The sequence below is a fragment of the Lysobacter sp. A289 genome, assembly GCF_054072675.1.
In genome coordinates this window covers 1,757,417-1,781,828 of the sequence record NZ_JBSVRN010000001.1, presented here as the reverse complement: position 1 = coordinate 1,781,828, position 24,412 = coordinate 1,757,417, and the positions used below count along the sequence as shown (strand labels likewise).

Below are 24,412 nucleotides of genomic sequence, written 5' to 3'. Positions count from 1 at the left end.
CAGTAACGCGATGAGCGGCGTAGGCGGAGGGCTCGGGAAGTTCACCGAGCTTCGCCAGCGTCTGATGTTCGTGGTTGGTGCACTGCTGGTGTATCGCGTCGGCTGCTACATCCCGGTGCCCGGGGTAAACCCGGAAGCCATGCTGCGCCTGATGGAAACCCAGGAAGGCACCATCGTCGACATGTTCAACATGTTCTCCGGTGGTGCGCTGGAGCGCTTCAGCCTGTTCGCACTGAACGTGATGCCGTACATCTCGGCGTCCATCATCATGCAGTTGATGGTGCAGATACTGCCCAGCCTGAAGGCGGTCCAGAAAGAGGGTGAATCGGGTCGGCGCAAGATCACCCAATGGTCGCGGCTGGGTGCAATCCCGCTGGCGGTTTTCCAGGCTTGGGGCATCGCCACTGCATTGCAGGCCGGAGGTGCGAGCCAGGGGATCCCGGTGGTCTACAGCCCCGGCGCAGGATTTGTACTGACGGCGGTGATTTCCCTGACAGCCGGCACCATGTTCCTGATGTGGGTGGGTGAACAGGTGACCGAGCGCGGCATCGGCAACGGCGTTTCGCTGATCATCTTCGCCGGTATCGTCGCCGGGTTGCCTTCGGCCGTACTGAACATGTTTGAGCAGGTTCGCAACGGCGAGATGGGTACGCTGACCGCAATGTCGGTGGCCGCCATCGTGCTGGGCGTGACCTACTTCGTGGTGTTCGTGGAGAGCGGGCAACGTCGGATAACGGTTAATTATGCGAGGCGCCAGGGTGGCCGCAACGCATACATGAACCAGTCATCCTTCCTGCCGCTCAAGCTGAACATGTCCGGCGTCATCCCACCGATTTTCGCCTCAAGCATCGTGATGTTTCCGGCGACTGCGGCAACTTGGTTCAGCCAGGGTGATTCCTCGTCGTTCATGCTCAAGGTCAGTCAGTGGCTGAACCCGGGTGAACCGTTGCATCTGCTGATCTATGGTGGTCTGATCGCGGGCTTTACGTTCTTCTATACTGCGCTGGTCTTCAACTCGCAGGAAACCGCTGACAACCTCAAGAAGTCCGGCGCCCTGATTCCTGGCATTCGGCCCGGCAAGGCGACTGCCGACTATGTTGACGGGGTGTTGACGCGGCTGACTGCGGCCGGCGCGGCATATCTCGTGCTGGTCTGTTTGCTGCCGGAGTTGATGCGCGCGAAAATGGGGATATCCTTCTATTTTGGCGGTACCTCGTTGCTCATCGTTGTGGTGGTGGTAATGGACTTCATCTCGCAGATCCAGGCGCACTTGATGTCACACCAGTACGAGAGCTTGCTCAAGAAGGCAAATCTCAAGGGATCCAAGAGCGGCCTCGCCCGCTGATGGTTCCCTGGTCGTCCGGCACGCTGCCGGATGCCCAAACGTGACAAGGCGACCGGGTTCAACGTCCGGATCGCTGATACAGGCAACACGGAGCACGGGGCTACCACACCCCGGTTCCAGCAGGGCGACTCGTGCGGTGTCTCGCGCGCGGGTGGGTTCGGACCGATCTGCGCGCCAGAGTAGCGCGCGGTGTCGGGGAGGGCGGCTTGACACCGCGCGCCTCGGCAGTTCGAACTCGTCGCCGGAGCATGGGCACACTCCCCATGCCGTCGCAACGCAACGCTTCGGCGTGGCGGGGCTTCCTATTAACCCGAGACCTTGATAAAATTTCCGATTCACTTTTTCAGTGAACCTCTCTACCGGGTTGTCAGGATCCGGTTGCCAAACCAGTTGGAGATCGCGTTATGGCGCGTATTGCGGGCGTCAACCTGCCTGCCCAGAAGCACGTCTGGGTCGGGTTGCAAAGCATTTACGGCATTGGCCGTACTCGTTCCAAGCAAGTGTGCGATTCAGCCGGCGTTACCGCGTCGACCAAGATCCGCGACTTGTCCGAGCCCGAGGTCGAGCGTTTGCGCGGCGAAATCGGCAAGTTCGTCGTCGAGGGTGATCTGCGTCGCGAGATCGGCATGTCGATCAAGCGCCTGATGGACCTGAGCTGCTACCGCGGCCTGCGGCATCGCCGTGGCCTGCCGTTGCGTGGCCAGCGTACCAAAACCAACGCACGTACCCGGAAGGGTCCGCGTCGGGCCATCAGGAAGTAAGGGGTAGATCATGGCCAAGCCAACCGCTACGAAAACGAAGAAGAAGATCAAGCGCGTCGTCACCGACGGCATCGCCCACGTCCACGCTTCGTTCAACAACACCATCATCACGATCACCGACCGCCAGGGCAATGCATTGTCGTGGGCGACTTCGGGCGGCGCGGGCTTCCGCGGTTCGCGCAAGTCGACCCCGTTTGCCGCCCAGGTGGCCGCCGAGAAGGCCGGCCGCGCTGCGCTGGATTACGGCGTCAAGTCGCTGGAAGTGCGTATCAAGGGCCCGGGTCCGGGTCGGGAGTCCGCCGTTCGTTCGTTGAACAACGTCGGCTACAAGATCATCAACATCATCGACGTGACGCCAATTCCGCACAACGGTTGCCGCCCGCCGAAAAAGCGTCGCGTCTGAGGAGCTGAAGAAGAATGGCTCGTTATATTGGTCCTACCTGCAAGCTCGCCCGTCGCGAAGGCGTCGACCTCGGTCTGAAGTCGCCGTCACGTGCACTCGATTCCAAGTGCAAGCTTGAGCAGAAGCCCGGTCAACATGGCGCGACGCTTCGTCGCGGCAAGATGTCCGATTACGCAAACCAGCTCCGTGAAAAGCAGAAGGTCAAGCGCGTTTATGGCTTGCTGGAACGCCAGTTCCGGAACTACTACAAGAAGGCTGCGGCCAAGCGGGGCAACACGGGTGAAATCCTGTTGCAGCTCCTCGAGACCCGCCTGGACAACGTCGTGTACCGCATGGGGTTTGCAGTGACCCGTCCGGCGGCTCGCCAGTTGGTCTCGCACCGCGGCGTTACCGTCAACGGCAAGTCGGTCAACCTGCCGTCCTACCAGATCAAGGCAGGCGATGCGGTGGTGCTGTCAGAACGCGCGCAGAAGCAGTTGCGCGTGCAGGAGTCGCTGACCGTGTCACAGCAGATGGACCTGTCGCCAGCCTGGATCGAGGTGGACGGCAAGAAGTTCACCGGCGTGTTCAAAGCGGTACCGGATCGCGCCGATTTGCCTGCCGACATCAACGAAGCGCTGATCATCGAGCTGTACTCGAAGTAATTCATCTGTTCTTGAGCTGCGGGCCCCAGGCCCCAGGCTCACAGGAGACTCCACAACATGACGGTTACCGCCAATCAGGTACTGCGCCCACGCGGTCCCCAGATCGAAAGCCTTTCTGGCAACCGCGCCAAGGTCGTCATTGAACCGCTCGAGCGGGGCTATGGCCACACCCTGGGCAACGCGTTGCGCCGCGTGCTGCTGTCGTCGATTCCGGGTTTTGCCATCACCGAAGTCGCGATCGAAGGCGTGCTGCACGAGTACACCACGGTCGAGGGGTTGCAGGAGGATGTACTTGAAGTCCTGCTCAACCTCAAGGACGTCGCCGTCCGCATGCACACTGGCGAATCGGCGACCCTGTCGCTGAGCAGCCAGGGCCCAGGCGTCGTGACCGCGGCCGACATCAAGACCGACCACAACGTCGAAGTCATCAACGGCGACCACGTGATCGCCCACTTGACCAAGGACGCGTCGCTCAAGATGGAAATCAAGGTCGAACGTGGCTATGGATACCAGCCGGCGACTGCGCGTCGCCGTCCGGACGAGGAGACCCGCACGATTGGTCTTCTGATGCTGGATGCGAGTTTCAGCCCGATTCGTCGCGTCGCCTATTCGGTCGAAGCTGCCCGGGTCGAGCAGCGTACCGATCTGGACAAGCTGATCCTGGACATCGAGACCAACGGCACGATCGACGCCGAGGAAGCCGTTCGCACGGCCGCCGAGATCCTGAGCGACCAGTTGTCGGTGTTTGGTGATTTCACCCAGCGCGAACGCGGTGCTCCCAAGACGGCTCCCACTGGCATCGATCCGGTTCTGTTGCGTCCTATCGACGACCTGGAGCTCACCGTGCGCTCGGCCAACTGCCTCAAGGCCGAGAGTATTTACTACGTCGGTGATTTGATCCAGAAGACCGAAGTCGAATTGCTGAAGACGCCGAACCTCGGCAAGAAGTCGCTCACCGAGATCAAGGAAGTGCTTGCCCAGCGCGGCCTGTCGCTCGGTATGAAGCTCGAAAACTGGCCGCCAGCGGGTATCGCCTCGCACGGCATGATGGGCTAAACAGGAAACAAGACCATGCGCCACCAGAAATCAGGACGCAAGTTCAACCGTACCAGTGCCCATCGCGATGCGATGTTCACCAATATGGCCGCGTCGCTCATCAAGCACGGAGCGATCCGTACCACCCTGCCAAAGGCCAAGGAGCTGCGCCGCGTAGCGGAGCCGCTGATCACCCTGGCCAAGACCGATGGGGTGGCCAACCGCCGCCTTGCCTTCTCGCGCTTGCGTGACAAGGAAGCGGTCGGCACGTTGTTTGTCGAGCTGGGCCCGCGTTACAACGCGCGTCCAGGCGGCTACCTGCGCATCCTCAAGTGCGGGTTCCGCGCTGGCGACAATGCGCCGATGGCCTACGTTGAACTGGTCGATCGTCCGCAAGCAGTCGCGGAGTAGTCGACCGGAGAATCGATGGGTGGCCTTCGCCGCCCGGTCGATGACGTAATACCCCGGCTTGGTGCCGGGGTTTTTGCGTTCAGCGGGCATCACCGCCGTTCGTCGTGTCACGGGCTTTCTGGCCGGTGCAGGAGGTACTGGTGTGGATTGCACATTGCATGGCGGCTACAAATCCGTATTGTGTCGATCCATGACTATGCCAACCAACCCCGTTTCGCAGTTTCGCCTCCGCTTCCTGCTCGGCTTTGTTGCCTGCGCCGGACTGATCGGTTACGCGCTGTATACGCAGTTTTATGGCGGCTTGCTGCCGTGCCCGCTGTGCATCTTCCAGCGCGTCGCGTTTGCTGGGCTGGGCCTGGTATTTCTTGTTGGCGGCTTGCATGGGCCAGGGAGCATCTTCGGGCGGCGCGCGTATGGCGTGATTGCGTTGATGGTGGCAGGGGTGGGGATCGCGATCGCGGGTAATCACGTACGCCTGCAGCACCTGCCTGCCGATCAAGTCCCGGCTTGCGGTCCGGGCCTGGATTACATGCTCGAGGCAATGCCGATCAGCGGCGTCGTGCGCCGGGTAATGACCGGCTCGGGTGAGTGCGCAGAGATCGATTGGTCGCTGTTCGGTTTGTCGATGCCAACCTGGAGTTTGATGGCATTCGTGGTGCTTGCGCTGTGGGCGGTGTTCGCTGGGTTTCGGCGTTCGTGATGGGTCTTGGCGCGACCGTCGACTGCGCGCATTGCAAGGCGCGTCGTCGACGTGGATGATGCAATGCTGCTCTGCAATATAGCTGTCTGACCCAATGTCGAGTCCCGACCGTAACCTCCATCCCGTCAACTTGCCCGCCAACTGGGCCCCTGAGTCCTGGCGCGGGATGAAGGCGTTGCAGCAGCCGCGCTACGACGATACCGACGAGCTGGCCGGCGTGCTGCAGGAGCTGCGTGCGCTACCGCCACTGGTAACGTCCTGGGAGATCCTCGCGCTCAAACAGCAAGTTGCCGATGCACAGGACGGTAAATGCTTCTTGCTGCAGGGAGGTGATTGCGCCGAGACCTTCGATGCCTGCTCCTCGGACGTGATTTCAAACCGGCTCAAGGTGTTGTTGCAGATGAGCCTGGTGTTGGTGCATGGGTTGCGCAAACCCGTGGTGCGCGTTGGGCGGTTTGCGGGTCAGTACGCCAAGCCACGGTCGGCCGATACCCAAACCATCGACGGCGTGACCGTTCCCTGCTACCGCGGTGACATGGTAAACGCGCCGGAATTCAATGCCGTCGCCCGGCGGCCCGACCCTCGCCGCATGGTCAAGGCGCATGCGCGCTCGGCGATGACGATGAATTTCGTGCGCGCGTTGATCGATGGCGGTTTTGCAGACCTCCGGCATCCTGAATACTGGAATCTCGACTGGGTGGGGCATTCGCCGCTGGCGAACGAGTATCGACAAATGGTCGAGTCGATCGGCGGTGCGGTGCGTTTCATGGAAACGCTGTCCGGCGGTTCGGTCAGGAACCTGGAGCGGGTGGATTTTTACACCTCGCACGAAGCGTTGTTGTTGCCGTATGAGGAGTCAGTGACCCGGCAGGTGCCGCGGCATTGGGGCTGGTTCAACCTAGGTACCCATTTCCCGTGGATCGGCATGCGTACGGCAGCGGTCGATGGCGCCCACGTCGAGTACTTCCGCGGCATCCGCAACCCGATCGCGCTGAAGGTTGGGCCGTCGACTACCCCGGACCAGTTGCTGCGGGTCGTCGATGTGCTGAACCCCGAGAACGAGGCCGGCAAGCTCACCCTGATCCACCGGATGGGCGCGGCGAATATTGCCGATAGCCTGCCGCCGCTGCTGGACACGATTCGACGGGATGGGCGACGGGTGTTGTGGGTTTGCGATCCGATGCACGGCAATACCGAAGCGACCACCAACGGCTACAAGACCCGTCGTTTTGCGAACATCGGCAGCGAGCTGGAGCAGGCGTTCGACTTGCATGCTGCCGCGGGCACGCGTTTGGGCGGCGTGCACCTGGAGCTTACCGGCGAGGATGTCACCGAGTGCCTGGGCGGCGCACGTGATCTGACCGAGGTCGACCTGGAGCGTGCCTATCGCTCTACCGTCGATCCGCGCCTGAATTATGAGCAGGCGCTGGAAGTGGCGATGCTGATCGTGCGCAAGCAGGCGCAGTTGACCGCGGCAGGTTAGGCGCCTCGCCCCGATCCGTTCGGAACCATCTTCACCAAAAAGCCGCCCGGACTGGGCGGCTTTTTCATCGGCCCGGCACGAAAATGCCGGGCCGTACCGTGCACGGGTCGGTCAGCCGCGGCTCGCGCGCTTCCGGTCGTTCTCGGTCAGATGCTTCTTGCGCAGGCGGATTTCCATCGGCGTGACTTCCACCAACTCATCGTCCTCGATGAAATCCAGTGCCTGTTCCAGCGTGTACTTGATCGCGGGTGTCAGCTTGATTGCATCATCCTTGCCCGAGGCGCGCATGTTGGTCAGCGGCTTGGTCTTGATGGCATTGACCGTGAGGTCGTTATCCTTGGAGTGGATGCCGATCAGCTGGCCTTCGTACACGTTGTCGCCTTCTGCAGCGAACAGTTTGCCGCGCTCTTCCAGTGGCCCCAGCGAGTAGGCAGGAGTGGCACCGGCGGAATTGGAGATCATTACGCCATTGGAGCGCTTGGCGATCGCGCCGACCGCGCGCGGACCGTAATGGTCGAACACATGGAACAGCAGGCCGGTGCCCTGGGTCAGCGTCTTGAACTCGTTCTGGAAGCCGATCAGTCCGCGGGCGGGGATCATGTAATCCAGCCGCACGCGTCCCTTGCCGTCGGATTCCATGTTTTTCAGCTGGCCCTTGCGGATGCCCAGCTTCTCCATGACGCCGCCCTGGTGCTGCTCTTCGATGTCGACCACGAGTTGCTCGACCGGCTCCATCGTCTGGCCATCGATTTCCTTGATGATGACTTCCGGGCGCGACACCGCCAGCTCGAAGCCCTCGCGCCGCATCGTCTCGATCAGGACCGACAGGTGCAGCTCACCGCGACCGGAGACCAGGAACTTGTCCGGATCCGAGCCTTCCTCGACCTTCAACGCGACGTTGTGCAGGGTCTCGCGCTCCAGCCGTTCACGGATCTGGCGGCTAGTGATGAACTTGCCGCCACTGAAGTCCTTGCGACCGGCGAACGGCGAGTTGTTGACCTGGAAGGTCATGCTGATGGTCGGCTCGTCCACGGTCAGCGCGGGCAGGGCTTCCGGCGCGTCCACCGCGCACAGGGTGTCGGAAATGCTCAGGCCCTGGACGCCTGAAATGGCGATGATGTCACCAGCCTCGGCTTCCTCGACCTCGACCCGCTCCAGACCCATGAACCCGAGTACCTGCAGTACCTTGCCCTGGCGCTTCTTGCCTTCCCGGTCAATGACAGTGATCGGCATGTTGGTGCGGACCTTGCCGCGCTGGATGCGCCCGACGCCGATCAGACCGACGAAGTTGTTGTAGTCCAGCTGGCTGATGAGCATCTGGAACGGGCCATCCGGATCGACCTGCGGCGGCGAGACGTGCTGCATGATCGACTCGTACAGCGGGGTCATGTCGCCGCTGCGAACGCTGTCGTCGAGCCCTGCATAACCATGCAGCGCTGAGGCATACACGATAGGGAAGTCGAGCTGCTCGTTGGTGGCGCCGAGCTTGTCGAACAGGTCGAACACCTGGTCGATCACCCAGTCCGGGCGTGCGCCTGGCCGGTCGATCTTGTTGACCACCACGATCGGCTTGAAGCCCATCGCGAACGCCTTCTGGGTCACGAAGCGGGTCTGCGGCATCGGTCCGTCCATCGCATCGACCAGGATCAGCACCGAGTCGACCATCGACAGCACGCGCTCGACCTCGCCGCCGAAGTCGGCGTGTCCCGGGGTGTCGACGATGTTGATGCGGTTGCCCTGCCAGGTGATGGCGGTGTTCTTGGACAGGATCGTGATGCCACGTTCCTTTTCCTGATCGTTGCTGTCCATCACGCGCTCGGCGAGCATGGTGCGTTCGGAGAACGTGCCGGACTGCTTGAGCAGGCAATCGACGAGGGTGGTCTTGCCGTGGTCGACGTGGGCGACGATGGCGATATTGCGCAGGCGTTCGATGGACATGGGGACGGGCGCCAGAGGCGCTTCTTTTCGATAGGGAAGTCGACCAGTATATCCCTATGCAATAGATGCGCGAGGATTGATTGGCCGTGGGTTAAACTTGGCGGTCTGGCGTTCACCTAGATACGCCCCCACAGATTCCGGAGTAATCCATGACCCTGACCGCCACCTTTGATACCGAACGCGGCCCGATCCGCGTCGAGCTTGCCGCCGACAAGGCGCCGCTGACGGTTGCGAATTTCGTCAACCTGGCCAAGCGCGGTTACTATGACGGCCTGAACTTCCACCGCGTCCTGAACGACTTCATGGTTCAGGGCGGCTGCCCCCAGGGCACCGGTACCGGCGGCCCGGGTTACCGCTTCGAGGACGAGGCCAGCAACGGTCTGGGTCACGAGCGCGGCGTGTTGTCGATGGCCAACGCGGGTCCGGGCACCAATGGCAGCCAGTTCTTCATCACCCACGTGCCGTGCCCATGGCTGGACGGCAAGCACACCGTGTTCGGCAAGGTGCTCGAGGGCCAGGACATCGTGGACAGCGTCAAGCAGGGCGACAAGATCAACGCGGTCACGCTTGAAGGCGATGTTGATACCGCGCTGGCCGCCAAGGCCGACCGTGTCGCGGACTGGAACAAGACCCTGGACGCCAACGCGTAAGCAGGCGGTAAACCGATGGCGTGACGTCCGCGGCGGACCACCGTCGCTGGCGTCCACCGCATGATCCGATTTTCCACGAGGTTGTTGCGATGCCCCAGTTTGCCCGCCGTATCGGTCGCGCCCGCCCCAGTGCGATCATGCAGGTCTCGGAGAAAGCCAAGCGTTTGAAAGCCGAAGGCCGCGATATCATCAGTTTCTCGATTGGCGTGCCGAACTTCCTGCCGGGTGAGCATGTCTACCAGGCCGCCCGCGATTCGCTGGCAAGCGACAGCGGCCAGTACGGCAGCAATCGGGGATCGGATGCCTTGCTGGATGCGTTTCTTGCGCATATCGGCAAGATCGGGTTGACCGGCTATACCCGTTCCAATCTCGGCGTCGGCATCGGTGCCAAGCAGGTGCTGTACAACCTGGCCGAGGCGCTGCTCGACGAGGGCGACACGATCGCCTTCGCGGTGCCGTACTGGACCAGCTACCTGGACATTGCGCAGATCGTCAATGCCAAGGTCGAACTGCTGCCGTGCCCGCCGGAGCAGGACTACAAGCTCACCCCCGGGCAACTGGAAGCCGCGCTGGAAAAGAAGCCGCGGGTGTTCCTGTTCAATAACCCGTCCAACCCCACCGGCATGGTGTACGGCCAGGACGAGATCTCGGCGCTGGCCGATGTGCTGGTGCGTTATCCCGACACCTGGGTCATCACCGATGACATCTACAACCGCATGGTGTTTGACGGGCTGGGTTACCACAACTTCGTCCACGCCCGTCCCGAATTGCGCGACCGGGTGATCTTCGTCGACTCGCTGTCCAAGACCTACGGCATGCCGGGCTGGCGGGTCGGCCTGTTGGCCGGGCCCGAGTCGGTCGCCAAGGCGGTGGCGACGCTCAATTCCAACCACATCACCAGCATCCCCGAGGCGGCCCAGGTCGCGGCGATCGCGGCATTCACCGGTCCGCAGGACGTGCCGGAAGCCAAGTGCAAGGAGTTCCAGGCCAAGCGCGACCAAGTGATGCAGGCGCTGGATGTGATTCCGGGGTTGGTGTGTCCGCGCCCGCAAGGGGCGTTCTATGCGTTCCCGGACGTCAGCGTGGCGTTTGGCAAGACCCACGCGCCCAGCGGCCTGAAGGTCGATGATGACCTGTCGTTGTGCAGCGCGCTGCTGGAGGCCAAGGGCGTGGCCTGCGTGCCCGGGTCGGCGTTCGGTGAGCCGCGTGCCATGCGTATCAGTTACACCTGTCCGACGCCGCAGCTGGCGCCGGGTTTGCAGCGTATCCAGGAATTTTTTGCCGAATTGCGCTGAGCCGCAGGGTGGGCCGTGGCCCACCATCTCCCACGCGGTGGGCCAAGGCCCGCCCACGATGCATTGAGGATCCAAACCATGAAACAACCCGTCCGCGTTGCCGTTACCGGTGCTGCCGGCCAGATCGGCTATTCCCTGCTGTTCCGTATTGCCTCAGGCGAGATGCTCGGCAAGGACCAGCCGGTCATCCTGCAGATGCTGGAGCTTCCGATGGAGAAGGCCCAGGCCGCGCTGAAGGGCGTGATGATGGAGCTGGAAGACTGCGCGTTCCCGCTGTTGGCCGGCATGGTTGGCACCGATGATGCCGAGGTCGCGTTCAAGGATGCCGACATCGCGCTGCTGGTAGGCGCGCGTCCACGCGGCCCCGGTATGGAGCGCAAGGACCTGCTGTTGGAGAACGCGAAGATCTTCACCGCCCAGGGCGCGGCGTTGAACAAGGTCGCCAGTCGCGACGTCAAGGTGTTGGTGGTCGGCAACCCGGCCAACACCAATGCCTATATCGCGATGAAGTCGGCGCCCGACCTGAAGCCGAAAAACTTCACTGCGATGCTGCGGCTGGACCACAACCGCGCGCTGTCGCAACTGGCCAGCAAGGCCGGTGTGTCGGTTGGCGATATCGAGAAGTTCACCGTCTGGGGCAACCACAGCTCGACCATGTACCCCGATTACCGCTTCGCCACCGTCAATGGCGCGTCGCTGAAGGACAAGATCAGTGATGCCGACTGGAATGCCGACACCTTCATCCCGGTGGTGGCCAAGCGCGGCGCGGCGATCATCGAGGCGCGTGGCCTGTCATCGGCCGCCTCGGCGGCCAATGCAGCCATCTGCCACATCCGCGATTGGGTGCTCGGCAGCGATGGCGCCTGGGTGACGATGGGCGTGCCGTCCGATGGCAGCTACGGCATCCCCGAAGGCGTTATCTACGGCGTCCCGGTGACTACCAAAGCTGGCGAGTACACGCGGGTCGAAGGTCTGGAAATCGATGCTTTCAGTCGTGAGCGGATGGACAAAACCCTGGCCGAGCTCGAGGAAGAGCGGGCCGGCGTCGCCCATTTGCTGGACTGAGCGCGCCACACCTTGATGCGCAACGCGACCAGCACAAGCCGCGGGTCGTAATCATGCCGCTACTTCCAACCGGAAGGGGTGGCTAAAAGAGGAACCGAGATGAGCGAGAACACCAACACCTTGCCGAAGCCGAAGAAATCGGTGGCCCTGTCGGGCACTGCCGCCGGCAACACCGCGCTGTGTACCGTCGGCCGTAGCGGCAACGACCTGCATTACCGTGGTTACGACATCAAGGATCTGGCGACGAAGTCGACCTTCGAGGAAGTCGCCCACCTGCTGGTGCATGGCGCCCTGCCGACCACCGCCCAGTTGACCGCCTACAAGACCAAGCTGCAGCGCCTTCGCGGCTTGCCGGCGCTGGTTACCGAAGCGCTGGAGCTGGTCCCCGCCAATGCCCACCCGATGGACGTGCTGCGTACCGGCTGCTCGATGCTCGGTACGGTATTGCCAGAGCGCGACACCCACGCAGCGTCCGAGGCGCGTGACATCGCCGACCGGCTGATCGCCAGTTTCGGTTCGATGTTGCTGTATTGGTGGCAGTTCACCCACAACGGCCGCCGGATCGACGTGGAGACCGAGGACGACTCGGTTGCCGGGCACTTCCTGCACCTGCTGCACGGCGCGCCGCCAAGCGCGCTGCACGCTGACGCGCTGGACAAGTCGCTGGTGCTGTATGCCGAGCACGAGTTCAATGCCTCCACGTTTGCCGGTCGCGTGATTGCCGGTACCGGCTCGGATATGTACTCCTGCCTGACCGGTGCGATCGGCGCGTTGCGTGGACCCAAACACGGCGGCGCGAATGAGGTGGCGATGGACATCATCTCGCGCTACGCCACTGCTGATGAGGCGGAGGCCGACATCCGCGCGCGAGTGGAACGCAAGGAGATCGTGATCGGCTTCGGTCATCCGGTCTACACCGTCGGAGACCCGCGCAATCCGATCATCAAGGAGATCTCGCGCCAGTTGTGCGCCGAAGGTGGAAATCAGGTTCTGTTCGACGTGTCCGAGCGCATCGAGAACCTGATGATGGACACCAAGAAGATGTTCCCGAACCTGGATTGGTACAGCGCGTCGGCGTACCACATGCTGGGCATCCCGACCGCGATGTTCACGCCGTTGTTCGTGATCGCCCGCACCACAGGCTGGAGCGCGCACGTGATCGAGCAGCGTGAGGACGGCAAGATCATTCGTCCCAGCGCGAACTACGTCGGGCCGGAAGATCGCGACTACGTGGAGATCAGCCAGCGCTGAGGGGGTTGTGCAGTGCCCCGGCATGGGGCGCTACACGTGAAATGGAAACGCCGCGCGGTTGCGCGGCGTTTCTGCTTCTGGCCAGTCCAGGTTGGCAGCCAGTCCGGTCGGCTCAGCTCAGCCCTTCGGCCTTCAGCGCCGCCTGTACGCCGGCATCGGCTTCCATCCGCGACTTGAATGCCGTCAGGTTGTCCAGGCCGGACAAGTCGATGTCAACTGCGCCGGCCCAGCGCAGGGTGATGTACAGATAGGGGTCGGCGAAACTGCGGAAGCCCACCAACCACTGCTTGCCGTCGAGCTGCGTATCGGCGCGCTCGAACAGGCCGCGCAGCCGCTTCTTTGCGGCGTCCTTGACGGCATCGTGCTGGCTGGCGTCCGCGTGGAACGCACCTGGACTGAACAGCGGCACGAAGGCGGGGTGCAGGTCCGCATTGACAAACGCCAGCCAGCGAGTCGCCTGGGCACGCTGCCGGGCACTGCCATCGCCGGCCAAGCCTGCATCGGGGTAGCGATCGGCGATGTAGCCCATGATGGCGGCATTCTGGGTCAGCTGGAAATCACCCTCGACCAGAGCGGGTACGGCGCCGACCGGGTTGATCGCCCGGTATTCCGGCGACTTCATCGCCTCGGCGGTCATTACCTGGAATTCGAATGGCTGGCCGGTCCATTGCAGCGCAATGTGGTCGGCGGTAGAGCAGGCACCGGGCTTGGTATAGAGCTTCATGCGATCTCCGGAGTGGGAATAAGCGAAAGACGGGCCGATGCCATGGCACCGACCCGTCCGTTGATTATCCGCCGTCGATCGTAATCCTGCGTTACGGGCCGCCCGCGAACCGGGCGCGTCAGGAGCCCTGTGGGGCCAGGTTCTGTACCTTCAGGAAGGTGTGGTCACCGATGGTGGCGACCTGGTAGGCATTGCGCCAGTTTGGGCTGGCGATCGCGAGCGCGGCAAAATGGCTTGCCTCGGGTACGATCTCGCGGCGCTCGCCGGCCGGCAACGCCCAGTTGCGCTGTGCTTCCAGTGCAATGGTGACCGACTCGGCCCAGGCCTCGGTATTGCTCAGGCGCATGTTGGGTGACACCAGGGAGGGCGCGAACTGCTTACGCGCAGTCACCACCTCGCACACACTGTCGCCCCAGATGCCGCTGTCGCGACGGCGCAATGCCACTTCGGCGACCGCCTGCTGTCCCTGGATCGACTGATCACGGGCTTCCAGGTACAAGGTGGTGCTCAAGCACAGCGAGTCTGCGCTTTGTGGTGACAGTACCGAGGCCAACCACAAAATCCAGGCCAGTTTCATGACGAACTCCTTGCTCCGTTGCGCCGACGTGCCTTGCCCACCGCGGTAAGGCGGAGACCGGAGCATCGCTGGCATCGCGTACTGGGGAGGCTGCGGCTCTCTGGCGCGCTTTGCCCCTTCACCTGACCTCAGCTGAGTGCGGGCCGGCGTGGGTGTCACCTGCGTGGTGACTCGAAAGTTGCGGCACGGTAGCGGTCATAATTTAAATCCAGCCTGAACAGCTATCCCCGTTCAGCTTGGAAAAATCATGATTCAGTCACGCAGGAATTGTTCAGAACCAGCACCAGCGACGTTCTGGGGACGCGCGCGGCCGCCGTCGCCGAGATCCCTGTTCAGCTTTATCACTTGCCGTGGCCGACAGGAAAACACCGCAAATGCGCGCTAAAAAGACGCTGCCAGCCGGCTTCCCTGTTCAATCGCCCGTTTGGCATCCAGCTCGACAGCACGGTCCGCGCCACCAATCACGTGCACCTGGCCCGGATGCCCGATCAACTGCGCTTGCAAAGGCTTGAAGGGCTCTTGTCCCGCGCACACCACGACCTGATCCACCGCCAGGGTCTGCTCGACATTGCCGACGCGGATCCGCAGGCCCTGATCATCGACCCCGAGGTATTCCACCGCGCCCAGCATGTGGACGTGCTTGGCTTTCAACGTTGCCCGATGGATCCAGCCGGTGGTCTTGCCCAGGCGGGCACCCAACTTGCCGGCACTGCGCTGCAATAGCCAGACCTCGCGCGCGGCGGGTTCCGGCTTCGCGCTTACAAGACCGCCCCGATTGTCGGTGTAGGCCAGGTCGACACCCCATTCGTCTCGCCAACGATCCGCATTCAAGCTCGGCGATTCACCCTGATGGATCAGGAATTCGGCAACATCAAAGCCAATGCCGCCGGCACCGATGATCGCGACCTTGCGTCCCACCGTCACGTGGCCACCCAGCACCTCCAGGTAGCTGACAACCTTGGGATGCCCGGCACCGGGGAAGTCTACTTTCCGCGGGACCACGCCGGTGGCCAGCACGACGTGTTCGAAACCGGCCAGCGCTTCCGCGTCAACATGCGTCTGCAAACGCAACTCCACGCCGGTCAGCTCGATCTGGCGCCCGTAGTAACGCAATGTCTCGTGGAATTCCTCCTTGCCCGGAATCTGCTTGGCGAGGTTGAACTGGCCGCCGATCTCGCTGGCGGCATCAAACAAGGTCACCTGGTGCCCACGCTGGGCGGCGATCGTCGCGCATGCCAGACCAGCAGGACCGGCGCCGACCACGGCGATCTTCCTGGCCGCGGTGGTCGATGGATAGTTCAACTCGGTCTCCGCGCAGGCCCGCGGGTTGACCAGGCAGCTCGCGCGCTGGTTGGCGAATACATGATCCAGACAGGCCTGGTTGCAGGCGATACAGGTGTTGATCTCGTCGCTGCGTCGGGCCTGCGCCTTCGCCACCCATTGCGGGTCGGCCAGCAGTGGCCGCGCCATCGACACCATGTCGGCCTCGCCGGCGGCAAGAATATGCTCGGCGGTTTCGGGCATGTTGATCCGGTTGGTGGTGACCAGTGGCACTGCGACCTCGGGCTTCAGGCGCGCGGTGATGCCGGCGAACGCGCCGCGCGGCACCGAGGTGGCGATCGTCGGCACCCGTGCCTCGTGCCAGCCGATGCCGGTGTTGATAAGTGTCGCGCCCGCAGCCTGGACCGCGCGTGCCTGGGCGACAACCTCGTCCCAGGCCAGGCCGCCGTCGACCAGGTCGATCATCGACAGCCGGTAGATCAGGATGAAATCAGGCCCACAGGCCTCGCGGATGCGGCGGACGATCTCGACCGCGAAACGCATCCGCCGCGTTGCATCACCGCCGAACGCATCGTCGCGCCTGTTGGTGCGCGGCGCGGTGAACTGGTTGAGCAGGTAGCCCTCCGAACCCATCACCTCGACGCCGTCATATCCGGCATCGCGAGCGAGCCGGGCGGTGTCGACGAACGCGTCGATCTGGCGCTCGACCGCGCGGGCCGACAACGCGCGCGGAGTGAATGGGTTGATCGGCGACTTGATCCGCGACGGCGCCACCTGCAGCGGGTGGTAGCCGTAGCGGCCGGCGTGCAGGACCTGCAGGCAGATGCGGCTGCCATGGGCGTGCACGGCATCGGTGACCTGGCGGTGCTTGCGCGCCTGCCACGACCAGCCCAGCGTGCCACCGAACGGCTTGAGCCAGCCGACGATGTTGGGCGAGAAGCCGCCGGTGACGATCAGCCCGACCCCGCCGGCGGCGTGCTCGGCAAAGTAGGCGGCAAGCTTCGGGAAGTCGCGCGCCTGATCCTCCAACCCGGTGTGCATCGATCCCATCAGTACCCGGTTCGGCAGGGTGCAAAACCCCAGGTCGAGCGGAGTGAACAGGTGGGGGTAGAGCGGGTGTGGATCGGTGGGCAGCATGGGAGTACGTCGGCGTATGGATGCATCACGATGCCGGGAAAGCCGGTGCCCGGCAAGCAGCCGGAAGAGGCCGCGATTGGTGAGCCGGGAAAGACCGCATGGACGCACGGCAAAGGTGAGTGCAAGCCGCGGCCGTGCCGATCTGGCAAAATGAACGGCTCCCCCCTGATCGGATCCTTTTGTATGAGTCAGCACGACATCCGTTCCACCGTCCGTCCGACCCCCGACCAGCCGATGCTCGACATCGCCGAGTACGTCACCGGTTACCGGATCGATTCCACCGAGGCCTACGACACCGCGCGCTACATGCTGCTGGATTCGCTGGCCTGCGCCGCACTGGCGATGGATCACGAGGAATGCGTGAAGCACCTCGGGCCGCTGGTGCCTGGTGCGGAGATGAAGGGCGGAGCCCGGGTGCCCTATACCTCCCATGAGCTCGACCCCGTCCAGGCCGCCTACAACATCGGCGTGCAGATCCGCTGGCTCGACTTCAACGACACCTGGCTGGCCGCCGAGTGGGGCCATCCGTCCGACAACCTGGGCGCGATCCTGGGCGTCGCCGATTACCTGGGCCGCAAGGCCGAAGCTGATGGCGGCAAGGCACTGACGGTCAAGGACGTGCTGGGGTACGCGATCAAGGCCCACGAGATCCAGGGTGGCTACGCGATCAAGAACTCGTTCAACCGGGTCGGCCTGGACCACGTGATCCTGGTTCGTCTGGCCTCGACCGCGGTGGCCACCAAGATGCTTGGCGGCGACAAGGAAGCGATCTGGACCGCGGTTTCGCACAGCTGGATCGACAACGGCATGCTGCGCACCTACCGCCACGCGCCCAACACCGGGCCGCGCAAGAGCTGGGCTGCCGGGGATGCCTGCCGCCGCGCCGTCACCCATGCACTGAACGCCGTGAAGGGCGTGGTCGGTTACCCAAGCGCGCTGAGCGTACCGACCTGGGGCTTCTATGACATCGCCTTCCAGGGCAAGCAGTTCGAGTTCGAGCGTCCGTTCGGCAGCTATGTGATGGAGAACGTCCTGTTCAAGATCAGCTTCCCGGCCGAATTCCACGCCCAGACCGCCGTCGAGTGCGCGATGAAGCTGCACGAGCAGGTCAAGGACCGAATCGAGGACATCGAGCGCATCGAGCTGCAGACCCAGGAAGCCGGGGTGCGGATCATCGACAAGACCGGCCCGCTGCACAACTATGCCGATCGCGACCATTGCCTGCAGTACATGGTGGCCGTACCGTTGATCTTCGGCCGCCTGGTCGCCGACGATTACAGCGATGCGGTGGCCGCCGATTCGCGCATCGATGCGCTGCGCGCCAAGATGACGGTCAGCGAGAACGAACAATTCACCAAGGACTACTTTGACCCGGCCAAGCGCTATATCGGCAACTCGGTGCAGGTGTTCTTCAAGGACGGCAGCAGTACCGAGAAGGTCTCGATCGATTTCCCGATCGGCCATCGCAAGCGTCGCGACGAAGGCATTCCGGTGCTGATGAAGAAGTTCGAGGCGGCCGTGCGCGGCAAGTTGCCAGCGGCGAAGGCCGACCGTCTGGTGGCGCTGGCGGCGGCTCCCGATGAGCTGGAAGCAATGCCGATCACCGAGCTGATGGCTTTGTTCGCTAGCTGAATAGCGGCTGAGGACGAGACGCCGTCTGCGGAACTTGGACGGATGTTAGGCGTTTGTTAACACCACCTTCACGTGGCCGAACCTAACCTCTCCCTCGATGGCGTCATACCGGCTGCCGTCTTGAACGGTACGGAATCACGCAGAAGCGGTTTCCTGATTTAGAACCAATACGGAGATACCCAATGAATAAGAAACTTCTCTGCGCCGCCTTGCTGGGTGGCTTGACTGTTGCAGGCGCGGCCAACGCGCAGGACTTCGATGATCGCTGGTACCTCACCGGCTCAGCGGGCATGAATATCCAGGACAGCAATCGGGACACCAGCAACGCCCCATTTGCAGCGATCGGTGTTGGCAAGTACTTGAACCCCAACTGGTCGCTGGACGGCGAGCTGAACTACCAGAACCCGAATGTCGAGCGCAACCGGGATTTGAACTGGAGCCAGTACGGTATTTCATTCGACCTGCGCCGCCACTTCCTGGCCGAGGGTCGCAGTTGGAACCCATATGTAGTGATGGGCCTTGGTTACCAGCGCTCCGAAGAGGAGTACGCGCCGCAGGACGTGGGTAGCAACAGCCCCAACGGTCCTTTCCAGCGCGAAGATGGCCACGTGGCCGGCAAGATCGGTTTTGGTGCGCAGGGTGACGTCGGCCGGGTGAAGATCCGCACCGAGTTGGCCTATCGCATTGATGCCGACGACGACAGCATTGGCGCGTTCATGACCGACGACGTGCCGCGTGACGACGGTGCTGACTGGTTCGGTGACGTGCTGGCCTCCGTTGGCGTAGTCGTGCCGCTGGGTCCGGAGCCGGTTGCCCCGGTTGCCCCTGCCCCGGTTGCTCCGAGCTGCGCGGACCTGGATGACGACGGCGACGGCGTCAACAACTGTGACGACAAGTGCCCGGATTCGCAGGCTGGCCAGACCATTGGTCCGGACGGTTGCCCGGTGCCGGTCTCGATCGACCTGAAGGGCGTGAACTTCGACTTCGACAAGTCGACCCTGCGTCCGGACGCGGTTGCGATCCTGAGCGAGGCGGTACAGATCCTGCAGCGTTACCCCGACCTGAAGGTCGAGGTTGCCGGTCATACCGACTCCAAGGGTACCGACGCGTACAACCAGCCGCTGTCGGAGCGTCGCGCCACCGCGGTGTATGACTACCTGAGCAGCAACGGTGTCGACGCCTCGCGCATGGTGGGCCCGAACGGTTACGGCGAGAGCCGCCCGATCGCGCCGAACACCAACCCGGACGGTTCGGATAATCCGGAAGGTCGTGCGCAGAACCGCCGCACCGAGTTGAACGTGCAGAACTAAGCACGTTGCCGTTACCGGTGGCGCTTTGACGCCGCCAATGCAACAAGCGAAGCCCGGCCATGTGCCGGGCTTCGTGTAATTTAACGCTGTTAATAAAGCGTCATGGGTGTGTATCATCAGGCGCCAGCGGTGCGACCAGCCTGCCGGTGTGCACTGCAGTTCCACCAGTTACGGCAGAGTTCGCCAAAAACCCCCCTGTTGTCCTTAGTAAGGAGTGTGAGTTATGAAAATTCGCCTGTTGAGCACGGCGTTGCTTGCCGGCCTGGCGTTTGCGTCGGCAGCAAATGCGCAGGATTTCGATGATCGCTGGTACCTGACCGGATCGACCGGCTTCAATCTCCAGGACACCAAGCGTGAAACGAACGATGCCCCGTTCGTGACGTTGGGCGTGGGCAAGTTTGTCAGCCCCACTTGGTCGGTTGATGGTGAGTTGAACTACCAGAACCCCAATTTCGACGCCAACCAGGACATGAACTGGAGCCAGTACGGCGTTTCGCTTGACCTGCGTCGTCACTTCCTGACGGAGGGTCGCAGCTGGAACCCGTATGCCCTGTTTGGCCTGGGTTACCAGCGCTCGGAAGAGGAATACGACAACTTCCCCAGTGCGAACTCGCCCGGTGAGCGCGAAGACGGCAACTTCGCGGCAAAGGTCGGTTTCGGCCTCCAGGGCGACGTGGGTCGCGTCGGTGTGCGTACCGAACTGGCCTACCGTGCCGATTTCGACGATCAGAGCGTGGCGGCCCCCAATGAAGACTGGTTCGGCGATGTGCTGGCCTCCGTTGGCGTAATCGTGCCGCTGGGTCCGGAGCCGGTTGCCGCGGTTGCCCCGGCCCCGGTTGCTCCGAGCTGCGCGGACCTGGATGACGACGGCGACGGCGTCAACAACTGTGACGACAAGTGCCCGGATTCGCAGGCTGGCCAGACCATTGGTCCGGACGGTTGCCCGGTGCCGGTCTCGATCGACCTGAAGGGCGTGAACTTCGACTTCGACAAGTCGACCCTGCGTCCGGACGCGGTTGCGATCCTGAGCGAGGCGGTGCAGATCCTGCAGCGTTACCCCGACCTGAAGGTCGAGGTTGCCGGTCATACCGATTCCAAGGGTACCGACGCGTACAACCAGTCGCTGTCGGAGCGTCGCGCCACCGCGGTGTATGACTACCTGAGCAGCAACGGTGTCGACGCCTCGCGCATGGTGGGCCCGAACGGTTACGGCGAGAGCCGCCCGATCGCGCCGAACACCAACCCGGACGGTTCGGATAATCCGGAAGGTCGTGCACAGAACCGCCGCACCGAGTTGAACGTGCAGAACTAAGCACGAAACAGCTACAGGTGGCTGTTCGCAGCCATCGATGTGAGACACACAAAGCCCGGCCAAGTGCCGGGCTTTGTTTTTGTGCGGTGACGTGCCCTGACCGTGTCGTGGCTGGTTGTTCGCATTGGGGCGCGCGCTTACACTGACGTGCGTCGTGCGGGGTGCCAGCCCCCGGTTTCCCAAGGAGATGAGTCATGTTGCGTGCTGCCGTCGTAATGGTGCTGTTGTCGTCCGCCGGCTTGGCGCACGCGCAGGATTCCATCCAGTGTGGCGCCCTGGTCGCGCCCCAGGCAATGTCGGTGCAGCCGACCGTGATCGCACCGGTAATCGCCGAGTTCGGTGCCCCGCGCCACCAGTTGGGGGCGCCAACGGGAGTACTGTCCCAAGCCTTGGGCGAATCGCTGGCGGTTGACCAGGTGCTGTTCCGCCTCCAGGTCGAGCGTTGCGGTGTTGTCGCCAGCGTGATCCCGGCAGCACCGCCGGTGAGTCCTCCCCTTGCCGACACCGGCGCCGCAGTTGGTGTTGCCGCGCCCGTCGCCACCGTCGTGCCGGCAACCGCCAGCACTGCGATGCCGACGGCAGCCGATCCGGCGGCCTATAAGCCCCGTACCGAATTCGACAATACCCCGTGGCGGTTCAACATGAACCAGAACGGCGAGCAGATGACGGCGGATGCCTTCGCGGCGTGGATGGAGTCCAAGGGCGTGCGCGTGGCCAAGGGTGCGGCACCCAAACCGGTGGCGGCAGTGCCGGTCAGCGGTGTCGCGGTGGATGGCTCGATCGTGGTGCCCGCCGGAGAAGCTCCTGCAGTGACGGCGCCCGAAACAGCAACTTCCGAAATGACCGCTGCCAGCGCGACGCCAGTCGAAGCACCCACCACTGAAACGGCGGTGCCCGAAACGCCATCGCCCGACGCCTCAACGTTGCCAGTTGAAGCGCCGACAGAGGCGATTGAACCGGACGAGGGCGGTTAACCGTCGCGTAATTCAAGCGACAGGCTTCACACTCGACAACGGCCGCTCATGCGGCCGTTGCTTCATTGGTCGGGATGGGATCAACCCTTGATGACGCCCAGCTCGCGACCGATACCGGTGAACGCGGCAATGGCCCGATCCAGGTGCTCGCGCGTATGCGCCGCGCTGATCTGGGTGCGGATGCGTGCCTTTCCCTGTGGCACCACCGGGAAGAAGAACCCGATCGCATAGATGCCTTCTTCCAACAGGCGCTCAGCAAATTTCTGTGCCAGCGGGGCATCGTGCAGCATGACCGGGACGATCGGGTGGGTGCCGGGCTGGATTTCGAAACCGGCGCTGTTCATCTGCTCGCGGAAGTACGCGGTATTCGCGGCCAGTTGCTCGCGCAGGTCGCCGGCAGCATCCAGCATCTCGAACGCCTTGATGCCGGCAGCAACCACGTGCGGCGGCAACGAGTTGGAGAACAGGTACGGCCGCGAACGCTGGCGCAGCAGTTCGATGACCTCCTTCTTCGCCGTGGTGAAGCCACCCACTGCCCCGCCCATGGCCTTGCCCAGGGTGCCGGTGAAGATGTCGATCTTGTCCAGCACGCCCTTGACCTCGGCTGAGCCGCGGCCGGTGGCGCCAAGGAAGCCGGTCGCGTGGCATTCGTCGATGTGCACCAGCGCACCGTATTTTTTCGCTAGCGCGCAGATCTCGTCCAGTGGCGCGATGAAGCCATCCATCGAGAACACGCCATCAGTGGTAATCAGCTTGGTCTTGCAGCCCGCGGCATCGGCCGCCTGCAGCTGGCTTTCCAGATCGGTCATGTCGCAGTTGGCGTAACGGAAGCGCTGCGCCTTGCACAGGCGCACGCCATCGATGATCGAGGCATGGTTGAGGCTGTCGGAGATGACCGCATCATCGGGGCCGAGCAGCGGCTCGAACAAGCCGCCGTTGGCGTCGAAGCACGCCGCATAGAGGATGGTGTCCTCGGTGCCGAAGAACGTGGCGATGGTCTGCTCGAGCTGCTTGTGCAAGTCCTGGGTACCGCAGATGAAGCGCACCGACGCCATGCCGAAGCCGTGGCTGTCCAACGCGTCCTTGGCGGCTTGGATCAGGTCAGGATGGTCGGCCAGGCCAAGGTAGTTGTTCGCGCAGAAGTTCAATACCGTCCGGCCATCGGCCAGCGTGATCTCGGCCGATTGCGGGCCGGTAATGATGCGTTCGGCCTTGAACAGGCCCTGCTCGCGGATGGTTTCGAGTTCGTGGATGTAACCGGTCGTCAGTGACATGAAGTGCTCCGCGTAGGGCGGGTCACGGCCCGCCATGATGTGTGTCGGCGGGTCAGTGCCCGCCTCGAATCAGTTCCAGCTGAGCACGATCTTGCCGGACTTGCCGGCTTCCATCAGGTCGAAACCCTGCTGGAACTCGTCCACCGGCAACTGGTGAGTCAAGGCCTTGCCAAGCGGGAAGCCGCCCAACACCAGTTGGGTCATCTTGTACCAGGTCTCGTACATCTTCCGGCCGTACATGCCGTGCAGGGTGAGGCCCTTGAAGATGATCTTGTCCCAGTCCGCGCCGGCGCCCTGGGGCATGATGCCAAGCATCGCGATCTTGCCGCCGTGGTACATGCAATCGAGCATGTCGTTGAACGCGCGCGGGTTGCCGCTCATCTCCAGGCCGACATCGAAACCCTCCATGTGGAGGTCCTTCATCACGTCCTTGAGTGAGGTGTTCGCGACGTTGACCACGCGCGTCGCGCCCATGTCGGCCGCAAGCTTCAACCGGTAGTCGTTGACGTCGGTGACCACCACGTTGCGCGCGCCGATGTGCTTGCAGATGCCGGCGGCAATGATGCCGATCGGGCCGGCACCGGTGATCAGTACGTCCTCGCCGACCACGTCGAACTCCAGTGCACAGTGTGCGGCGTTGCCGTAGGGATCGAAGAACGCGGCCAGTTCGCTGGGGATCTGGTCCGGGATCGGCCACAGGTTGGTCGCCGGCATCACGATGTATTCGGCGAACGCGCCGTCGCGATTGACCCCGATGCCGACCGTGTTGGGGCACAGATGCTGACGGCCGCCTCGGCAATTGCGGCAATGGCCGCAGACGATGTGGCCCTCGGCCGACACCCGCTGGCCGACCTTGTAGCCGGTCACGCCCGGGCCGACCTCGACGATCCGTCCGACGAATTCGTGGCCGATCACCAGTCCCGGCTTGATCGTGCGCTGGCTCCACTCGTCCCACAGGTAGATGTGCAGGTCGGTGCCGCAGATCGCAGTTTTCTCGACCTTGATCAGCACCTCGTTGGCGCCGGCTTCCGGCACCGGTACCTCCTCCATCCAGATGCCTTTGGTGGCTTCGCGCTTGACCAGCGCCCTCATGGTTTGCGGGATCGGGCGCTGGGTGGGTTGGGCTGCGATAGAGGGCATTTCGGGCCTGGCGGAGTCTGACGAGTGAGACGCCAATTGTACCGCTGCGGTGTTATTCATCCGTGGCGTG

General features: G+C 63.1%; 22 protein-coding genes. 16 read left to right on the top strand and 6 right to left on the bottom strand.

Translation table 11 applies throughout. The features are described from left to right. Positions 1-10: 10 nt before the first annotated feature. The 8 genes from secY to ACW5DN_RS08155 all read left to right on the top strand — a co-directional run bounded on the left by secY (position 11) and on the right by ACW5DN_RS08155 (position 6,782). Positions 11-1,345, top strand: a complete 1,335-nt coding sequence (gene secY / locus ACW5DN_RS08190) for a preprotein translocase subunit SecY (RefSeq protein WP_456962999.1) — start codon at positions 11-13, stop codon at positions 1,343-1,345. A 404-nt stretch (positions 1,346-1,749) separates the two neighbouring features. Then, positions 1,750-2,106, top strand: coding sequence for a 30S ribosomal protein S13 (gene rpsM / locus ACW5DN_RS08185; protein ID WP_456962215.1), 357 nt, complete (start codon positions 1,750-1,752; stop codon positions 2,104-2,106). Positions 2,107-2,116: 10 nt separating this feature from the next. Further along, entirely contained in the window at positions 2,117-2,509 is a 393-nt protein-coding gene (rpsK, locus tag ACW5DN_RS08180) for a 30S ribosomal protein S11 (protein ID WP_456962214.1), read from the top strand. Positions 2,510-2,523: 14 nt separating this feature from the next. Next, on the top strand, positions 2,524-3,153 hold the full coding sequence (gene rpsD, locus ACW5DN_RS08175; RefSeq protein WP_456962213.1) for a 30S ribosomal protein S4: 630 nt from the start codon (positions 2,524-2,526) through the stop codon (positions 3,151-3,153). Between the two features lie 57 nt (positions 3,154-3,210). Next, positions 3,211-4,209, top strand: a complete 999-nt coding sequence (locus ACW5DN_RS08170) for a DNA-directed RNA polymerase subunit alpha (protein WP_456962212.1) — start codon at positions 3,211-3,213, stop codon at positions 4,207-4,209. Positions 4,210-4,224: 15 nt separating this feature from the next. Further along, a complete protein-coding gene (gene rplQ, locus ACW5DN_RS08165) occupies positions 4,225-4,599 on the top strand; it encodes a 50S ribosomal protein L17 (RefSeq protein ID WP_036196002.1) in 375 nt (124 codons plus the stop codon). Between the two features lie 196 nt (positions 4,600-4,795). After that, on the top strand, positions 4,796-5,299 hold the full coding sequence (locus ACW5DN_RS08160) for a disulfide bond formation protein B (RefSeq protein ID WP_456962998.1): 504 nt from the start codon (positions 4,796-4,798) through the stop codon (positions 5,297-5,299). Between the two features lie 94 nt (positions 5,300-5,393). Further along, positions 5,394-6,782 carry a class II 3-deoxy-7-phosphoheptulonate synthase gene (locus ACW5DN_RS08155; RefSeq protein WP_456962211.1) on the top strand — a complete coding sequence of 463 codons (1,389 nt, stop codon included), beginning with the start codon at positions 5,394-5,396 and terminating at the stop codon, positions 6,780-6,782. Positions 6,783-6,893: 111 nt separating this feature from the next. Here the strand turns inward: ACW5DN_RS08155 and typA are convergent, their stop codons facing one another. Next, positions 6,894-8,720 (bottom strand): translational GTPase TypA, encoded by a 1,827-nt coding sequence (gene typA, locus ACW5DN_RS08150; RefSeq protein WP_456962210.1) that lies wholly within the window; start codon positions 8,718-8,720, stop codon positions 6,894-6,896. A gap of 149 nt (positions 8,721-8,869) precedes the next feature. On the opposite strand from typA, the gene ACW5DN_RS08145 reads away from it, so the two are divergent. The 4 genes from ACW5DN_RS08145 (at position 8,870) to prpC (ending at position 12,981) form a co-directional block, all read left to right on the top strand. Then, positions 8,870-9,370: a peptidylprolyl isomerase gene (locus ACW5DN_RS08145; protein ID WP_456962209.1), complete on the top strand. Its 501-nt coding sequence runs from the start codon at positions 8,870-8,872 to the stop codon at positions 9,368-9,370. Positions 9,371-9,459: 89 nt separating this feature from the next. Beyond that, entirely contained in the window at positions 9,460-10,665 is a 1,206-nt protein-coding gene (locus ACW5DN_RS08140; protein ID WP_456962208.1) for an aminotransferase class I/II-fold pyridoxal phosphate-dependent enzyme, read from the top strand. Positions 10,666-10,743: 78 nt separating this feature from the next. Next, positions 10,744-11,730, top strand: coding sequence for a malate dehydrogenase (locus ACW5DN_RS08135; RefSeq protein WP_456962207.1), 987 nt, complete (start codon positions 10,744-10,746; stop codon positions 11,728-11,730). Between the two features lie 99 nt (positions 11,731-11,829). Continuing rightward, a complete protein-coding gene (gene prpC, locus ACW5DN_RS08130; protein WP_456962206.1) occupies positions 11,830-12,981 on the top strand; it encodes a bifunctional 2-methylcitrate synthase/citrate synthase in 1,152 nt (383 codons plus the stop codon). A gap of 112 nt (positions 12,982-13,093) precedes the next feature. Here the strand turns inward: prpC and ACW5DN_RS08125 are convergent, their stop codons facing one another. From ACW5DN_RS08125 to ACW5DN_RS08115, 3 genes are all read right to left on the bottom strand, one after another. Then, positions 13,094-13,705 carry a glutathione S-transferase N-terminal domain-containing protein gene (locus ACW5DN_RS08125; RefSeq protein ID WP_456962205.1) on the bottom strand — a complete coding sequence of 204 codons (612 nt, stop codon included), beginning with the start codon at positions 13,703-13,705 and terminating at the stop codon, positions 13,094-13,096. A gap of 118 nt (positions 13,706-13,823) precedes the next feature. After that, positions 13,824-14,282 (bottom strand): cell wall hydrolase, encoded by a 459-nt coding sequence (locus ACW5DN_RS08120; RefSeq protein ID WP_456962204.1) that lies wholly within the window; start codon positions 14,280-14,282, stop codon positions 13,824-13,826. 381 nt (positions 14,283-14,663) lie between these two features. Beyond that, positions 14,664-16,700, bottom strand: a complete 2,037-nt coding sequence (locus tag ACW5DN_RS08115) for an oxidoreductase (RefSeq protein WP_456962203.1) — start codon at positions 16,698-16,700, stop codon at positions 14,664-14,666. Between the two features lie 183 nt (positions 16,701-16,883). Here ACW5DN_RS08115 and ACW5DN_RS08110 point away from each other — a divergent pair, with 183 nt between their 5' ends. From ACW5DN_RS08110 to ACW5DN_RS08095, 4 genes are all read left to right on the top strand, one after another. Further along, positions 16,884-18,332 carry a bifunctional 2-methylcitrate dehydratase/aconitate hydratase gene (locus ACW5DN_RS08110; protein ID WP_456962202.1) on the top strand — a complete coding sequence of 483 codons (1,449 nt, stop codon included), beginning with the start codon at positions 16,884-16,886 and terminating at the stop codon, positions 18,330-18,332. 182 nt (positions 18,333-18,514) lie between these two features. Further along, a complete protein-coding gene (locus ACW5DN_RS08105; RefSeq protein WP_456962201.1) occupies positions 18,515-19,642 on the top strand; it encodes an OmpA family protein in 1,128 nt (375 codons plus the stop codon). 223 nt (positions 19,643-19,865) lie between these two features. Further along, a complete protein-coding gene (locus ACW5DN_RS08100; protein ID WP_456962200.1) occupies positions 19,866-20,954 on the top strand; it encodes an OmpA family protein in 1,089 nt (362 codons plus the stop codon). A 194-nt stretch (positions 20,955-21,148) separates the two neighbouring features. After that, complete coding sequence (locus tag ACW5DN_RS08095) at positions 21,149-21,928, top strand: hypothetical protein (RefSeq protein WP_456962199.1); 780 nt, start codon at positions 21,149-21,151, stop codon at positions 21,926-21,928. Between the two features lie 80 nt (positions 21,929-22,008). On the opposite strand, the gene kbl is transcribed toward ACW5DN_RS08095, so the two are convergent. Beyond that, on the bottom strand, positions 22,009-23,202 hold the full coding sequence (kbl, locus tag ACW5DN_RS08090; RefSeq protein ID WP_456962198.1) for a glycine C-acetyltransferase: 1,194 nt from the start codon (positions 23,200-23,202) through the stop codon (positions 22,009-22,011). Positions 23,203-23,271: 69 nt separating this feature from the next. Next, a complete protein-coding gene (gene tdh, locus ACW5DN_RS08085; protein ID WP_456962997.1) occupies positions 23,272-24,306 on the bottom strand; it encodes an L-threonine 3-dehydrogenase in 1,035 nt (344 codons plus the stop codon). Positions 24,307-24,412 lie beyond the last annotated feature (106 nt).